15 protein-coding genes are annotated in these 14,346 nt (G+C 49.0%); 14 read left to right on the top strand and 1 reads right to left on the bottom strand.

Annotated elements, in window-relative coordinates:
* Positions 1-4: 4 nt before the first annotated feature.
* The 12 genes from uxuA to ACTTK6_RS09625 all read left to right on the top strand — a co-directional run bounded on the left by uxuA (position 5) and on the right by ACTTK6_RS09625 (position 10,116).
* The gene (gene uxuA, locus ACTTK6_RS09680) at positions 5-1,069 is read left to right on the top strand and encodes a mannonate dehydratase (protein ID WP_462833287.1); all 1,065 of its coding nucleotides are present in this window, start codon (positions 5-7) and stop codon (positions 1,067-1,069) included.
* Positions 1,070-1,912: an SDR family oxidoreductase gene (locus ACTTK6_RS09675; protein WP_462833286.1), complete on the top strand. Its 843-nt coding sequence runs from the start codon at positions 1,070-1,072 to the stop codon at positions 1,910-1,912.
* 15 nt (positions 1,913-1,927) lie between these two features.
* A complete protein-coding gene (locus ACTTK6_RS09670; protein WP_079475451.1) occupies positions 1,928-2,545 on the top strand; it encodes a bifunctional 2-keto-4-hydroxyglutarate aldolase/2-keto-3-deoxy-6-phosphogluconate aldolase in 618 nt (205 codons plus the stop codon).
* A gap of 33 nt (positions 2,546-2,578) precedes the next feature.
* Entirely contained in the window at positions 2,579-3,592 is a 1,014-nt protein-coding gene (locus ACTTK6_RS09665; RefSeq protein ID WP_094908609.1) for a TRAP transporter substrate-binding protein, read from the top strand.
* Positions 3,589-4,068, top strand: coding sequence for a TRAP transporter small permease (locus ACTTK6_RS09660; RefSeq protein ID WP_079475453.1), 480 nt, complete (start codon positions 3,589-3,591; stop codon positions 4,066-4,068). The genes ACTTK6_RS09665 and ACTTK6_RS09660 overlap by 4 nt, the downstream gene beginning before the upstream one ends.
* Positions 4,065-5,339 carry a TRAP transporter large permease gene (locus tag ACTTK6_RS09655; protein ID WP_079475454.1) on the top strand — a complete coding sequence of 425 codons (1,275 nt, stop codon included), beginning with the start codon at positions 4,065-4,067 and terminating at the stop codon, positions 5,337-5,339. The genes ACTTK6_RS09660 and ACTTK6_RS09655 overlap by 4 nt, the downstream gene beginning before the upstream one ends.
* A 17-nt stretch (positions 5,340-5,356) precedes the next feature.
* Entirely contained in the window at positions 5,357-6,379 is a 1,023-nt protein-coding gene (locus ACTTK6_RS09650; RefSeq protein ID WP_462833285.1) for a zinc-binding alcohol dehydrogenase family protein, read from the top strand.
* 381 nt (positions 6,380-6,760) lie between these two features.
* Positions 6,761-7,858 (top strand): sensor domain-containing diguanylate cyclase, encoded by a 1,098-nt coding sequence (locus ACTTK6_RS09645; RefSeq protein ID WP_462833284.1) that lies wholly within the window; start codon positions 6,761-6,763, stop codon positions 7,856-7,858.
* 31 nt (positions 7,859-7,889) lie between these two features.
* The gene (locus ACTTK6_RS09640; protein ID WP_079475457.1) at positions 7,890-8,156 is read left to right on the top strand and encodes a hypothetical protein; all 267 of its coding nucleotides are present in this window, start codon (positions 7,890-7,892) and stop codon (positions 8,154-8,156) included.
* Entirely contained in the window at positions 8,153-9,004 is an 852-nt protein-coding gene (locus tag ACTTK6_RS09635) for a GNAT family N-acetyltransferase (protein WP_462833283.1), read from the top strand. The genes ACTTK6_RS09640 and ACTTK6_RS09635 overlap by 4 nt, the downstream gene beginning before the upstream one ends.
* A 126-nt stretch (positions 9,005-9,130) precedes the next feature.
* Positions 9,131-9,409 carry a hypothetical protein gene (locus ACTTK6_RS09630; RefSeq protein ID WP_079475459.1) on the top strand — a complete coding sequence of 93 codons (279 nt, stop codon included), beginning with the start codon at positions 9,131-9,133 and terminating at the stop codon, positions 9,407-9,409.
* 47 nt (positions 9,410-9,456) lie between these two features.
* A complete protein-coding gene (locus tag ACTTK6_RS09625) occupies positions 9,457-10,116 on the top strand; it encodes an SOS response-associated peptidase (protein ID WP_462833282.1) in 660 nt (219 codons plus the stop codon).
* Positions 10,117-10,372: 256 nt separating this feature from the next.
* Here ACTTK6_RS09625 and ACTTK6_RS09620 read toward each other — a convergent pair whose 3' ends face one another.
* A complete protein-coding gene (locus tag ACTTK6_RS09620) occupies positions 10,373-11,227 on the bottom strand; it encodes a MurR/RpiR family transcriptional regulator (RefSeq protein WP_079475462.1) in 855 nt (284 codons plus the stop codon).
* 186 nt (positions 11,228-11,413) lie between these two features.
* Here ACTTK6_RS09620 and ACTTK6_RS09615 point away from each other — a divergent pair, with 186 nt between their 5' ends.
* Together ACTTK6_RS09615 and ACTTK6_RS09610 are read left to right on the top strand one after the other, a co-directional pair.
* Entirely contained in the window at positions 11,414-12,991 is a 1,578-nt protein-coding gene (locus tag ACTTK6_RS09615) for a gluconokinase (protein ID WP_079475463.1), read from the top strand.
* A complete protein-coding gene (locus ACTTK6_RS09610) occupies positions 12,988-14,340 on the top strand; it encodes a GntP family permease (RefSeq protein ID WP_079475464.1) in 1,353 nt (450 codons plus the stop codon). Before ACTTK6_RS09615 ends, ACTTK6_RS09610 begins: the two co-directional genes overlap by 4 nt.
* Positions 14,341-14,346 lie beyond the last annotated feature (6 nt).

The raw sequence follows: 14,346 nt of genomic DNA, 5'->3' as shown, positions 1-14,346 counted from the left end.
AATAATGGATATTGGATTTCGATGGTACGGCGAAGGCAATGACAATGTACAGCTGGAAAACATCAGGCAGATTCCCGGAACGACACAGATCGTCTGGGCGCTTCACCATAAGGCTGCCGGTGAAGTATGGGAAAAAGAAGAAATACAGCGCGAAATACAGCTGATCGAATCCCACGGCTTTAAAGCAGAAGTGGTGGAAAGTGTGAACGTTCATGAAGATATTAAATTAGGGCTTCCGAGCAGGGAAGAATACATCGCCAACTATATCGAAACGATAAAAAATCTGGGCGGCGCCGGAGTAAAAGTGATCTGCTACAATTTCATGCCGGTGTTTGACTGGATTCGGACCGATTTGGCTAAAGAAATGCCGGACGGCTCAACGGCGCTGTTTTATGAAAAAGATCTTCTGAATGACGCCAGCCCTCAGGACATCATCGAACGGGTGCTTCAGAATCCCGAATTTACGATGCCGGGCTGGGAACCGGAACGATTGAGTAAAATCGAAGACACCATTCAGCAGTATGAAAGCGTATCGGAAGATGATTTATTTTCCAACCTGCAGTACTTTTTAGAACGAGTCATCCCCGTATGTAAAGAGCACGATGTCCGCTTGGCCATTCACCCGGACGATCCGCCGTGGTCCGTGTTTAACCTCCCGAGAATCGTCTCCAACCAGGAGCAGCTGCAGCGAATACTCTCGCTGGTGGATGAGGAGCACAACGGTCTGACCTTATGCAGCGGAGCACTGGGAGCGAATAAAGAAAACGATGTGCCGGCGATGATTCACGCGTTTCAAAACAGAATCCATTTTGCCCACGTCCGTAACGTTTACCGGTACGACAACGGGGACTTTATTGAATCCTCCCACCGAGAAGAAGACGGCTCCGTGCCAATCACAGATATCATGAATGCTTACTATGACATTGGCTACAAAGGATGCATCCGGCCGGACCACGGCCGCCACATCTGGGATGAAGAGGGGCGCCCCGGCTACGGCCTGTATGACCGCGCGTTAGGTATCATGTATATGCTTGGGATCTGGGACCAGAAACGAAAGGAGCAAAAATAAATGACACATACTTCGCTAAAGGGAAAAGTTGCAATTGTCACAGGAGGCGGAGGCGTTCTATGCGGACAGATGGCTGAGGCTCTGGGAGCACAGGGCGCCCGGGTTGTTGTATTAAGCAGAAAGCAGGAGAACGCCCAAAAAGTAGCTGACAAAATTACTGAAGACGGTGGGGAAGCTATTGCCTTTGCCTGTGATGTGATGAAGAAAAGCGACATTGAAGCAGCGAATGAAAAAATCCAGGAGCATTACGGACAGTATCATATCCTGATCAACGGCGCCGGAGGAAACCACCCGGAAGCCGTGACTACAAATGAAGCGTTCCGCTGGGAGGACGTCCAGGACCCGGAAGCAAACTCTTTTTTCGATATTACAGAAGAAGGCATGAATCACGTGCATGATTTAAATTTCACAGGATCAGTGCTTGCTACGCAAGTTTTCCTGAAACACATGATTCATGAAGAGGAAAGCACCGTTATCAATATCTCTTCGATGAGCGCGCCGAGCCCAATGACCAAGGTGCTTTCCTACAGTGCTGCTAAAGCCGGCATTGAGAATTTCACCCAATGGCTGGCCGTACACATGGCCAAGCACAATATCCGCTGTAACGCTGTGGCACCGGGATTCTTTTTAACGAAGCAGAACCGGAAAATGCTTTTGGATGATAACGACCAGCTGACCGAGCGTTCATCGAAAATCATCAATCATACCCCAATGGAACGCTTTGGGCAGCCGGAGGATTTAACCGGCACGCTATTATGGCTGGCCGACCCGTCTTATTCAAGATTTGTCACAGGAATTACGGTGCCTGTGGATGGCGGATTCATGGCCTATTCGGGCGTTTAAAAGGAGCGGAAACAAATGAAAAAATGGCAGGCAATACAAAAAGTAGAAGAGAATAAAATCGTGGCAGTCGTGCGCGGGGAAACAAAAGAAGAAGCGGAAATGATTGCAGTAGGCGCCCAAAAAGGCGGCATAGATTTGCTGGAAATCACCTTCACTGTTCCGCATGCTGATAAATTGATTGAAGAATTATCGGAGCGGTACGGATCGGAGGCGGTCGTAGGTGCAGGAACGGTGTTGGAGCCTACAACCGCCAGGCTGGCGATACTCGCGGGGGCCTCTTTTATTGTGTCCCCTCATTTCTCCCTGGATATAGCGAAAATATGTAATTTATATCAGGTGCCTTACATGCCGGGCTGCTATACGACGACAGAAATTATTGAAGCACTGCAGGCGGGCTCGGACATTATAAAGGTGTTTCCGGGGAATATGGCTTCGCCTTCTTTTATCAAAACTATGAACGGGCCGGTGCCGCAGGCCCAGCTGATGCCTTCCGGCGGGGTGAGCCAGCATAACATTAAAGAATGGATTCAAAACGGAGCAGCGGCCGTAAGTGCGGGCAGCAGCCTGTATTTTGATGACGAGGAAAGTGTCCGGCAGGCAGCAGCAGGTTTGGTTGAGGCTTTAAACAACTAAGAAATTTTCATGTCCAAAATGAGGAGGATCCGCATGAAAATATGGAAAAGCTTTTTAGTAGGGACAGCTTCTGTACTGGCGCTGAGTGGATGCAGCACTCAGCCCAGTGCGGAAGAACAAGAAGTAACAACGTGGAAACTGAATCATTTTTCGGACAGCAACCATTATTGGAACGAAACATCGGAATATTTTGCTGACCGTGTGGAAGAATATACCGACGGGAGCGTCAACATTGAAGTTTATGCGAACGGGCAGCTGGGCGATGAAGTTAATACTATTAACAGCATTCAGCACGGGGCGATCGACATGACGATCACCGGGGAAACGCTGGAAAACTGGACACCGAGCGCGATGCTGATGGCTACTCCTTACGCTTTTAACAGCCAGGAGCATATGAGAAGCACGGTCGAAGGTGAAATTGGGCAGGAAATTGAAAGCGATATCAAGGAAAACGCCGGCCTGACGCCTCTATTCTATATGGAGCGCTCGCCAAGAAACTTAACTTCCAACCGCCCGATTTCTGCACCGGAGGATTTGAATGGGCTTGATATGAGAGTGCCTAATGTTCCGCTGTTTATTGATGCTTGGTCGGAAGCCGGGGCCCAGCCGCAGTCCATCAGCCTGAGCGAGGTGTTCACCGCTCTGCAGCAGGGGGTTATAGACGGCCAGGAAAACCCTAATGATCTTATTCAAAGTAACGGATTTTATGAAGTACAGAACTACATCAATGAAACCCAGCACGTCCGTTCCTGGATCTACGTGGTTATAGGAAACGACCAGTTCGAAGCGCTGACGCCGGAGGAACAGGACGAAGTACAACGTGCGGCAGAGGACGCCCAGGAATACTCCCAGGAATTATTCACCGAACAGGTGGAAACCGTGGAGCAGACGCTTCGGGATGAAGGCGTGCAGTTTAATGAAAACGTGGACCAGAAAGCATTTCAGCAAGCCATGCAGCCTGCTATCAGGGAATATTTTGACCAAGAGCAGTACGAGATGTATCAGCAGATTGTGGAGCAGGGCAAAGAAAGGGAGAATAGCGAATGAGGTGGATTAATACATTGGATAGAGCCATACAGGGCATTGTCTTATTGCTTTTTAGCGCTTTGCTGCTTGTAGTGATCTTTCAGATAGTTATTCGCTTCCTTCCGGTGACCGTGCTGTGGACCGAGGAGATTACAAGATATCTTTTTGTTTACACGATTGCGTTCGCCGCTCCGCTGGCATTGTATCGAAAAGAATTTATAAAAGTGGATTTTATCTATTCGTTTTTATCGGCAAAGCAGCGGGCGGTTTACGAAACCATTGTACATACCCTGATCGGCATCGTAGCAGCGTATTTAGTCGTAGAAGGCATCAACTTTTATCTGCTGGGTACTTTCTTTAGTTCGCCTGCCTCTGGCATTCCTATGCAATACGTTTATGCGGCGGTACCTGTACTGGGGTTATTGCTTCTTTGCTACTCTGTTCTTTTTGTGATTTCTCAATGGACGTCGACAAATATAGAAGCAGGTGAGAAATAATGGCTTTTTTGTTAGTTGGTTTATTTTTAGTATTATTGCTTGCCGGCATGCCCATTGTTTTTAGTCTTGCCGTTTCATCATTAGTGTATTTGTTAATTAATGGGGAGTCGTTAACCATTATTCCCCAGACAATGTTTGCAGGGATAAACTCCTTTACACTTGTAGCCATACCAGCATTTATTCTGGCTGGAAACTTAATGAACGAAGGCGGCATTACGGACAAAATCATACAGTTTTCCAAGGCATCTGTCGGAAGGGTCCGCGGCGGACTGAGTTTAACGAACGTCGCTTCTTCGTTAGGCTTCTCTGGCATTTCCGGAACTGCCCTGGCCGATACAGCAAGCATCGGTTCAGTGCTTATTCCTGCGATGAAAAAGGAAGGCTATGGTCCGGGCTTTTCCGCGGCCGTAACGTCGATGTCTTCGACTGTAGGACCGATGATCCCGCCTTCTTTGCCGATGATTATTGTCGGAACGCTTGCAGGAGCGTCTATTGGAGATTTATTCCTGGCAGGGGCGATTCCCGGCTTACTGCTGGCCTTAGGCTTTTTCATTGTCGCTTACGTGGTATCGGTGAAGCGTTCTTACCCGAAAGAAAATCCGGTATCGACGAAAGAGCTTTTCAAGTCATTTTTGGGCGCTTTTTGGGCGCTTTTGATGGTTTTCATCATTTTATGGGGTATTCTTGGAGGATATTTCACGCCAACAGAAGCCGCAGTCGTAGCAGTATTGTACGCTTTTGTCATTGGCGCCGCAGTCTACCGCAAATTACATTTAAGAAACTTCCCGAAATTATTGATCGATACCATTGTCGCCACTGCCGCCATCCTGCTTTTAGTAGGGTTTGCCAATCTGTTTGGCTGGATACTGGTCAGTGAAGGGATCCCAACGATGCTGGCGGACGGGCTCTTGTCCCTTACAGATAACGGTGTGTTGATTATTTTAATGCTGCTCCTGCTTTTATTGATTGTAGGCATGTTCATGGAAACCATTGCTGCGCTCACTATTCTGTTTCCGGTACTGTTGCCAGTAGCCGAATCAATTGGAATGGATACCGTGCACTTTGGCGTAGTGATGGTACTTGCGTTAATGATCGGTCTATCTACACCGCCGGTAGGGGTTTGTTTATTTGTGGCAGCTGACCTGGCGAAGGTTTCTGTAGGAAAAGCGTTCAAGGAATTGATTCCATTTCTCGGTGTGTCCCTGGCAGTACTGCTATTGGTCAGCTTCATTCCATCAATATCTTTATTCCTGCCTGGGTTATTTGAATAATAGAAAGGAAGAATAATATGAAAGCTATACAAGTTTCAGAACCTGGCCAGCTAAATGTGATAGAAATCGAAAAGCCACGGATAGAAAACGAACATGAGGTGCTCGTGAAGGTCCATGCAGCCGGGATCTGCGGTTCGGACATGCATATCTATCACGGCAGCAACCCTTTCACCGTGTACCCCCGTATTATCGGTCACGAAGTAGCAGGGGAAGTAGCCGAAATAGGAGAAAGCGTTCATTCTTTACAAGTCGGGGACAAGGTTTCCCTGGAGCCAATTCAGAGCTGCGGGGAATGCTATGCATGTAAGCAGGGCCAGCCCAATGTGTGTGAAAACCTGGAAGTGTACGGTGTGCACCGGGACGGCGGGATGAGAGAATTTATGTCTGCTCCTGAGAAAAATTGGCATAAATTAGATGAAGAAACGTCCTGGAACGAAGCTGTGCTGACAGAGCCTTTAACGATAGGGGCGCAGGCAACTGCAAGAGGAAGCGTGAAAGAGGGAGATACGGTGCTGATTACGGGCGCAGGTCCGACAGGCATCAGCTGTCTTCTTGTCGCCAAATTGAAAAAAGCACGGGTGATTATGACGGACCTGAACGATGAGCGATTGAATTATGCCTCTTCGATCGGGGCGGACGTCACTATTAATCCTGGAAATGAGCCGGACGTGTTTGACCGGGTAAGCCAGGAAACAAACGGAATGATGGCGAATGTGGTAATCGATGCAGTAGGAACGGAAAAAACGTTTGAACAGGCGGTTTCGATGGCCTCTATTGCAGGCCGGGTAGTGACGCTAGGTTTTAATAAAGCTCCTTCTTCCCTTACTTCCCTGGACATTACGAAAAAAGAGCTGATGATTGTTGGCTCAAGGCTGCAGTCCAATAAGTTCCCAGAGATTATTGAGTATATTAATCAGGGGGAATTGGATGTAAAATCAATGGTTTCTCACCGCTTTAATTTTCAGGATGTGCAGCAGGCATTTGAGCAGTTGGAAAATGCCCCGAATGAAGTGAGAAAGGCTGTTCTTGCATTTGGATAAAGAAGCCAATAATTTTCGGTCATCAGCTGCATGCTAAAAACGTGAAAATAACAATTAATCTATGTAAAGAGCTGTTAAATTAAAACAGCTCTTTTTATTTAGGAAAATTCTCACGAAGGTAGAGAGGTTTATATACAGAAATAATTGGTTAATAGGGTTACTAATCATAATACTTAAAAGAAATACATGCGTATAAAAAATTATGTTAAAATATGGATACCAAACGGCTATTAAAAAAGCTGAAACTGCACCCTTTTTGATTATATATACCTAAAACTTAAGACATGTGATAAAATGAGTCAATACTATGAATATTATCGCGCTGAGGCATAAAGGCTTAAAGGATTTATGCGGAGGCTTTCGAGCAGGGCGGGGTGTAAAATGAAGCATAAGGAAATAGCGCAGATTAAAACCCAGGAAGTGGCAAAGCGTGTCACGCTGGCGATGCTCGTCTTAGTTCCGGCATTTATGCTGGTGAATTTTTACGATGTATTTTTTCTGGGAGCACCACTTGAAACAGACTGGCTGATTGTTCGTTTGCTTACTGGCATAATTATCCTTAGCTGTCTGCTTTGGTTTGTGTTTAAGCGCAGTGTAGACCAACGGGTGCAGCGAAACTATTACCATGCCCTGTTTGACCAGCCGCTCTCTCCAGTATTTCTGCTGAACAGCCGTGGCAGCGTGATTGAAGTAAATGAAAAACTGCTTGAAATGCTTAACAAGGAACGGGACACCGTGATTGGCCAGTCGATGAATGAATTAAATTTCACAGACTACGACTTGGTCCAGAGATATACTGACCGGGTTATGAAAGGACATTCCCAGCATTTTGAAGTAAATCTGCGGCGCCAGGATGGGACGGTGATGGAGCTCGAAGTCATGGCAAGCCCTGTTTTTATGTATCGACGAATCATTGGAATGATTGGCATTATCCGGGACCGCACCAAGCATAACGCAAATATCCGTAAGCTCGAGCGTATGGCGAATGTAGACGGCTTAACGGGCCTTGCCAACCGCAGGGCGTTCAATAATGCCTTTCACCGCTATTGGATCGAAGGCTTGGAACGCCAGTCTCCGCTTGCAGTCATGATGATCGATCTGGATGAATTTAAGAACTTCAATGATACGTATGGCCACCTGGAGGGGGACGAGTGCTTAAAGCAGATTGCCGGGGCTATCCACGGAGTATGCGTGCGTTCCGGAGGAGTGGCCTCCCGGTTCGGCGGAGAAGAGTTTGCTTTGTTGCTGCCGAAAACGAATAATAAAGAAGCCCGGGCTATTGCCCATGAGATAAGTGAAGAAGTAGACAGGCTGAATATCCGTCATGAAACGTCGAGTGTGAGTCCGAAGGTGACGGTCAGCATCGGCGTGAATGTCGTTATACCAGCCCTGCACCGCAGCCGGGAGAACATGATGCTGAAAGCGGATGAAGCCCTGTATGAAGCAAAAAGCCATGGGAAAAATACAGTGAAACTGTAAAAAGGGCCCGTGCAGGCGAGAGGTGAAGAAAGTGAACGCCAAACAGCAAAAAGCTGTGAACAAAAAATCAATTTATGCAGGGCGCTTAAAGAAGGATCTCTTCGGCAGCGCCCTGCTTCTGTTGATGACCATTATTCATTGGATCTCCGCTCCATTTACGACAGATGCATACCTCTTTTACGGAGTGATTTATGTAATTATGGCCACAGAGGATTTGTATATTTACTGGAAGATGAAAGCAGAGCAGGCGTGGATAGACAAAAGCATGACGGATACAGAAAAGAGGGCAGGCAGATGACACTTACGATGCAGCAGCTGACCGAAGAAGACATTCCGGAACTCGTGCAGCTGCTACGGGAAGTTGGCTGGGACTACGACGGAGCGGAAATGAAAGCAGTGCTCGCGGCGGGAGTAGTGTACGGACATAAAACGCCGGAGGGCAGGGTGATGTCCAGTGCGGCAGTGATTCCATATGGGAAGGCAGCTGCTGCGCTCGGCCTCGTTATTGTGAGGAAGAGCTGCCGTCGTCAGGGGCTGGCAAAGGAAGCAGTGAAGGCATGCTTAAATACAATTCCAGTAAACGCTGGTGTCCTGCTGTTTGCTACGAAAGAAGGGAAGCCGCTCTACCGGCAGCTCGGGTTTGAGGAAGCGGGCAAGGTTTACAAATATGTTGCCCCGGGCCAGGTGGTGAAGAAAACCAGCATTGTTCGGCCGTCCAGCATAAGAACGTACGAAGCCCACGACTGGAACAGCTTACAGCAGCTCGATCTTGGGGCGTTCGGCCAGGACCGGAGTGCCTTTTTGCGTCACCGGATCACCCAGGCCCACCAGGCGCTAATATTATTGGATGACCAAAACCATCCGGCTGGCTTTGGCCTGTCGATCTGGCATGAAGGGCAGCTGCTGCTGGGGCCAATCGCGGCACCGAATGAAAAAGCGGCAGCAGAGCTGCTCGAACAGTTGATCGAATCGCATCCGGTGAAAGTGCGGGTAGATCTTACCGGAGAAAACAGGATCATGACGGAGACACTCCGACAGTGTGGTTTTGAAAAACAGAGCGAGCCGCTTATGATGGCCCGGGCTCCTTCGATTATAGAACCCCGGAATGGAAATCTGTATGCGATTGCTTCGCAGATTTTCGGATAGAGGTTCGTGTGCGTACTGCCTAAATTAGGGTGTTTGATGGCAAATTATGTTACTTTATTAGAAGAGAAGTGCGGGCATGGGCATTTGGCCGGCTTTTATTAATGGGGGCACAATGGGAGAGATATCATGATCAGTGGACCATTTACAACATCTATACTTCCGGGAGTGATAGCTCTCTTCTTTACACTGGTATTTGTAATGAAAGGATGGGCACTCTGGGTTAGGATGCTGCCGGGTATTGCGCTAATGGCTTCGGCTTTGTCACTTTTTTATTATGGTTATATGCGTATCCAGGGATTTGAGGGGGCATCATACGGGATTCTTGGAGGATTTCTAAGCCTTTATGCTGTGGTGTGCTTTGTGATTGCCGGCTGGGATTTGCGAAACAGCAATTTTTTTAAGTAGAAGGATCGTTTTTTGGGTACATAAACTGTAAAGGGAGGTGCAGCGGTATGTGCGGAAGATACACGTTGTTTCATTCCAGGGAGGCGCTGGAGCGGGCCTTCGGCACATCGTTCCCGGAAGGGCCGGAAAGCTACAACATAGCTCCGTCCCAGAAAGTGATGGCAGTGGCGTCCTCCGCAGAACAGACGAAAGCAGGCTGGCTGCAATGGGGGCTCATTCCTTCTTGGGCAGATGATAAAAAAATCGGACATAAAATGATCAACGCCCGGGCAGAAAGTGTCGATACTAAACCGGCATTCCGCCGCCTGCTCGAACGCCGGCGCTGCCTCGTGATTGCTGATGGTTTCTATGAATGGGACCGCGAAGGCGGGACAAAGCAGCCGTACCGAATCACGGTCGATGATGAGGAGCCGTTTGCCTTTGCCGGACTGTGGGACAGATGGGAAAGCGAAAATGAAACAATCACGTCCTGTACGATTATTACAACCGAAGCCAACGATATGATGCAGCAAATTCACCACCGGATGCCGGTCATTCTGAATGAAGAAGCAAGAAAAGTCTGGCTCGATCCTGATGAAACCGATAAAAAAGTGTTGAAGTCACTCCTGCAGCCGTTTGACGCTTCGCGTATGGCCATGTATCCCGTAAGTACTGAAGTAAACAGCCCGAAGCATAATTATGCTGCATTGGTAGAACGTATTGAATAACGATTGCAACCCGGCTTTTCCTATTTTCAGGAGAAGCCGGGTTGTCTTTTATTTAGGGATCTGCGGAGCAGGGCAGTTCGATGATGTCACCATCGAACTTCCTTACAATAAGGGTGGCTCCGCCTTTCTTGCTGTCCAGCTTTGCCACCCAGCCGTCCAGTCCATTGGCTGCATCCTGACTTCACCGTCTTACGACGCTTCCAGCCAAGATTACGCCAGCTGTCTGGAACGGCTGTTCAGGGTGGCTCCGCTTTTCCTATAGCTTTTTCCGGGCGACGGCTTTGCGTATTTTGGCCACGGCTTCTTGAGCCTGGTCTTTCTTTTTGATGCAGTAATTCACATACAGGCCATCGAGCAGGGAGAGTTCGGCAAGTCTGGAGGCAAGGGCTTCGGAGCGGTATTCAGTTTCCCTGGAGATTGTCTGCAGGGTCAGGTCTGCTTTTTGGCTGATCGGCGTTTTCGCATAGCTTGTAATGGCAATAATGCGGGCTCCCTGCTCTTTGGCCACATCCATCGCTTCAAGAACGTCTTCATTGGCTCCCGAATGCGAAATCACAATAGCAACGTCGTTTGGCTTCAGCTGGGATGCGGCCATTACCTGCCAGTGGGCATCGGTATAGGCATGGCTTGGCAGCCCGGTGCGCATAAACTTATGCTGGCCGTCCTGGGCTGTGACGCCGGAGCCGCCGCTTCCATAGAAGTGGAGCTCCGACGCTTCAAGCAGGTACTCGACCGCCTGACGGACGGTGGTCTCATCAAGCACCTCCTGCGTGTAGGTGAGGGCATTTTTGTTGCTTTGAAACACCTTGGCCATCACCTCGACCTCGGTATCGCTTTCCTGGATTGTTTCATGAATATCTTCGATTGGTTCGATAATATCGGAGGCGAGCGCGATTTTCATCGCCTGGTAGCCCTTAAAGCCGAGCCGCTTGCAGAAACGAAACACGGTAGCGTCTGCAAGGGAAAGCTGGTCGGCTACCTGATTGATGGTCGAATGAACGATAGTTTCGGGATTTTGCAGCATATAGTCAGCGATTTGTTTTTCTTTATCACTGAAGCTGTTGTACAGCGATTGGATCCGCTGGCGGACGTGAGTCGTTTCGGTAGCCATAAGTACCCCTCCGGAGGAAAAAGTCTTGCTTATATCATAAAGGAATAAATTTCAATTTTCTATAATAAATCATGAAAAAAATTTTCTTAAAACGCTTGCATAGAATTTTATTTCACGTATAATAACGAGTTGAGAAAAATATTTTCATTATCTGAAAGCGTTACCGAAAGCGAGGGAGTAGATGTTATGGCTGAATCACTTACAGCCGGTGTGGATATAGGTACAACGAGTACGAAAACGCTGGCTTATGATACGGAGGGAAAAATCTGGGCGGAACGGGAGCTTGAATATCCAATTTATTCTCCGGACCCGGCCTGGAAGGAGCAGGATCCTTACGAAATTTTGCGTGCCGTTGAACAGACGCTGAAAAACGTCATCGAAGACGTTGCTAAAGAAGGAAAGCATATTGGAACGATCGGCTTCAGCGCTGCGATGCATAGTATTCTTGCAGTGGACGACAGCGGCGAGCCGCTGACGCAGGCGCTTACCTGGGCCGATCAGCGGTCAGTACATGAAACCGAAAAAGTAAAGGCCGAAAACGGGCAGGATATTTTTGAACGTACGGGGACGCCGATCCACCCCATGGCACCGCTCACCAAGATTATGTGGTTTCAGAAATACCGGGAAGAAATCGCTGCAAAGGCAGCAAAGTGGATTTCGGTGAAGGAATTTCTGTTCTATAAATGGTTCGGGGAATACATCGTTGATTACTCTATCGCTTCTGCCTCGGGCCTTTTCAATATCCATAAAAAGCAGTGGGATGACAGAGCGCTGGCGCTTGCCGGTATTACGGAAAACCATTTATCCATACCGGTAAGCACGACGTATCATCGCAGCGACTTGAACAAAGACGTCTGCAAGCGTCTGCATTTGCAGGAAACGACCACAGTCGTAATCGGGGCAAGCGATGGTGTGCTTGCAAACGTCGGGTCCGGGGCGCTCGAGGAAGGTGTGGTTGCGTGTTCGATTGGTACAAGTGGAGCGATACGTACGGTCATCGACCGGCCGTATACGGATCCGAAGGGGCGGATCTTCTGCTATGCGCTCACCGATGAGCTGTGGGTGATCGGCGGCCCAATTAACAACGGCGGTATTGCGCTGCGCTGGATGCGGGATAAAATTATGCCGGATCTAAAGGAACAGTGCCGGAAAAACGGTACAGACCCGTACGACGTACTGACGGAAATGGCAGAAAGCGTGATGCCCGGCTCCGACGGCCTGCTGTTTCTCCCGTATATGACCGGCGAACGAGCTCCGTTCTGGAACAGCGACACCAAGGGCGTGTTCTTCGGACTGACGCTTCATCACGGGCGTGAACAGATGGTCCGGAGCGTCATGGAAGGCGTCATGATGCAAATGTACGCCGTCGTCGTAGCCCTGATTGAGGCCGGTATCAACATTAAGGAATTCCGTGCCAACGGCGGGTTCGCCCGCTCGGAGCTGTGGAAGCAGATGATGGCAGACATATTCGAAAGCGACATTGTCGTTCCGGACAGCCATCAGAGCGCCTGCTTCGGCGCTGCCTGGCTCGCCATGACGGCAACCGGTCAGAAAGAAAGCCTGGACACGATTCACGAGCTTATTCCGATTGAAACACGGCAGTCTCCGATCATGGACAATGTGACGGCGTACCGGGATTTAAAGCCGATCTTTCTGCGGCTTGCACGCAATCTTCAATCTGAATTTTCCGCGATTGCCGACGTGCAGCGTGCACACGCAGAGGGCAAACGCACACTTTCTACTGAAAAAGGAGAAATACTATGACGACTTCAGCACCGTGGCTCATTATTGTAGCCGTTTTAGCAATTGTTGCACTGTTATTTTTAGTTATGAGGACGAAGCTTCAGGCCTTTATCGCTTTGCTCGTCGTTAGTTTCCTCGTCGGGATTGCTGTTGGCATGCCGCCGGGCGAAATTATAACAACCATTGAAGAAGGAATGGGCGGCACTCTCGGATTTATTGCCGTCGTTATCGGTCTTGGGGCCATGTTTGGGGAAATGCTTCGTGTCTCCGGCGGCGCCGAACGTCTGGCACTGACGCTCGTTGATAAATTTGGAGAAAAGAACGTCAGCTGGGCTCTTGCGCTTACAGGCTTTATCGTATCTATTCCCGTCTTTTTGGACGTTGCCCTTGTTATCTTAATTCCAATTGTGTACAGCCTTGTCCGTAAAACGAAAAAATCGCTCGTGTACTACGGTATTCCGCTCGTAGCCGGTCTTGCCGTTACGCACAGCTTTATTCCGCCAACGCCGGGACCGATTTCGGTTGCTTCAATTATCGGCGCTGACCTCGGCTGGGTTATTCTGTTTGGCGCACTTGCCGGTCTTCCGGCAGTAGCGATTGCCGGCCCGATGTTCGGGAAATACATGGCGAAAAAAATCGACATCGGCGTTCCGGAATACATGATGGAACAGATGAGAAACGTGGAGTACGACCGCGAGCTGCCGAGCTTCCGCAGCGTTCTTGCTATCATCCTGCTTCCTCTTGTGCTGATTTTGCTTAACACGGGATCCGGAGTTTTCCTATCAGAAGAAAGCACAGCGTATGAAATACTGTCCTTTATCGGGGATCCGTTCTTCGCCCTGACCGTGGCGGCACTTTTAACCTTTTATGTATTCGGTATCCGCCGGGGTTATTCGAAAGAAGAAGTGCAGCAGATTACGACGAAAGCCCTCGAGCCTGCCGGGATTATTATTCTTGTTACCGGTGCCGGTGGCGTGTTCGGTGAAATGCTGATCCAGTCCGGTGTCGGCGACGTGCTTGCAAATGCGATGGAGAATGCAAACATGCCGATTCTTGTCTTTGCCTTTATAACAGCTGTACTTGTCCGTGTAGCCCAGGGTTCTGCAACTGTTGCGATGGTAACAGCCGCCGGCCTTGTAGCGCCGCTGCTTGAAACATACAACGTCAGCGAGCCGATGCTCGGACTGCTCGTTATTACAATTGCTTCCGGTGCGACAGCCTTCTCCCACGTGAACGACTCCGGGTTCTGGCTAGTCAGCAGGTACTTTGGCCTGAACGAAAAACAAACGCTGCAGACATGGACCGTCATGGAAACAATTATCGGTTTTGTTGGTTTTGGTGTAGCACTGATTTTAAGTATCTTCGTATAAATAGAA

The sequence above is a fragment of the Marinococcus salis genome (genome assembly GCF_054971365.1).
The sequence above is the reverse complement of the archived record's forward strand: the minus strand, read 5'-3'. Positions and strand labels throughout refer to the sequence as shown.

What these genes read in the sequence shown, in the direction of transcription:
- uxuA (WP_462833287.1), top strand. Translation starts at nt 5, where the DNA reads ATGGATATTGGATTTCGATGGTACGGCGAAGGCAATGACAATGTACAG.
- ACTTK6_RS09675 (WP_462833286.1), top strand. Translation starts at nt 1,070, where the DNA reads ATGACACATACTTCGCTAAAGGGAAAAGTTGCAATTGTCACAGGAGGC.
- ACTTK6_RS09670 (WP_079475451.1), top strand. Translation starts at nt 1,928, where the DNA reads ATGAAAAAATGGCAGGCAATACAAAAAGTAGAAGAGAATAAAATCGTG.
- ACTTK6_RS09665 (WP_094908609.1), top strand. Translation starts at nt 2,579, where the DNA reads ATGAAAATATGGAAAAGCTTTTTAGTAGGGACAGCTTCTGTACTGGCG.
- ACTTK6_RS09660 (WP_079475453.1), top strand. Translation starts at nt 3,589, where the DNA reads ATGAGGTGGATTAATACATTGGATAGAGCCATACAGGGCATTGTCTTA.
- ACTTK6_RS09650 (WP_462833285.1), top strand. Translation starts at nt 5,357, where the DNA reads ATGAAAGCTATACAAGTTTCAGAACCTGGCCAGCTAAATGTGATAGAA.
- ACTTK6_RS09645 (WP_462833284.1), top strand. Translation starts at nt 6,761, where the DNA reads ATGAAGCATAAGGAAATAGCGCAGATTAAAACCCAGGAAGTGGCAAAG.
- ACTTK6_RS09635 (WP_462833283.1), top strand. Translation starts at nt 8,153, where the DNA reads ATGACACTTACGATGCAGCAGCTGACCGAAGAAGACATTCCGGAACTC.
- ACTTK6_RS09630 (WP_079475459.1), top strand. Translation starts at nt 9,131, where the DNA reads ATGATCAGTGGACCATTTACAACATCTATACTTCCGGGAGTGATAGCT.
- ACTTK6_RS09625 (WP_462833282.1), top strand. Translation starts at nt 9,457, where the DNA reads ATGTGCGGAAGATACACGTTGTTTCATTCCAGGGAGGCGCTGGAGCGG.
- ACTTK6_RS09620 (WP_079475462.1), bottom strand. Translation starts at nt 11,227, where the DNA reads ATGGCTACCGAAACGACTCACGTCCGCCAGCGGATCCAATCGCTGTAC.
- ACTTK6_RS09615 (WP_079475463.1), top strand. Translation starts at nt 11,414, where the DNA reads ATGGCTGAATCACTTACAGCCGGTGTGGATATAGGTACAACGAGTACG.
- ACTTK6_RS09610 (WP_079475464.1), top strand. Translation starts at nt 12,988, where the DNA reads ATGACGACTTCAGCACCGTGGCTCATTATTGTAGCCGTTTTAGCAATT.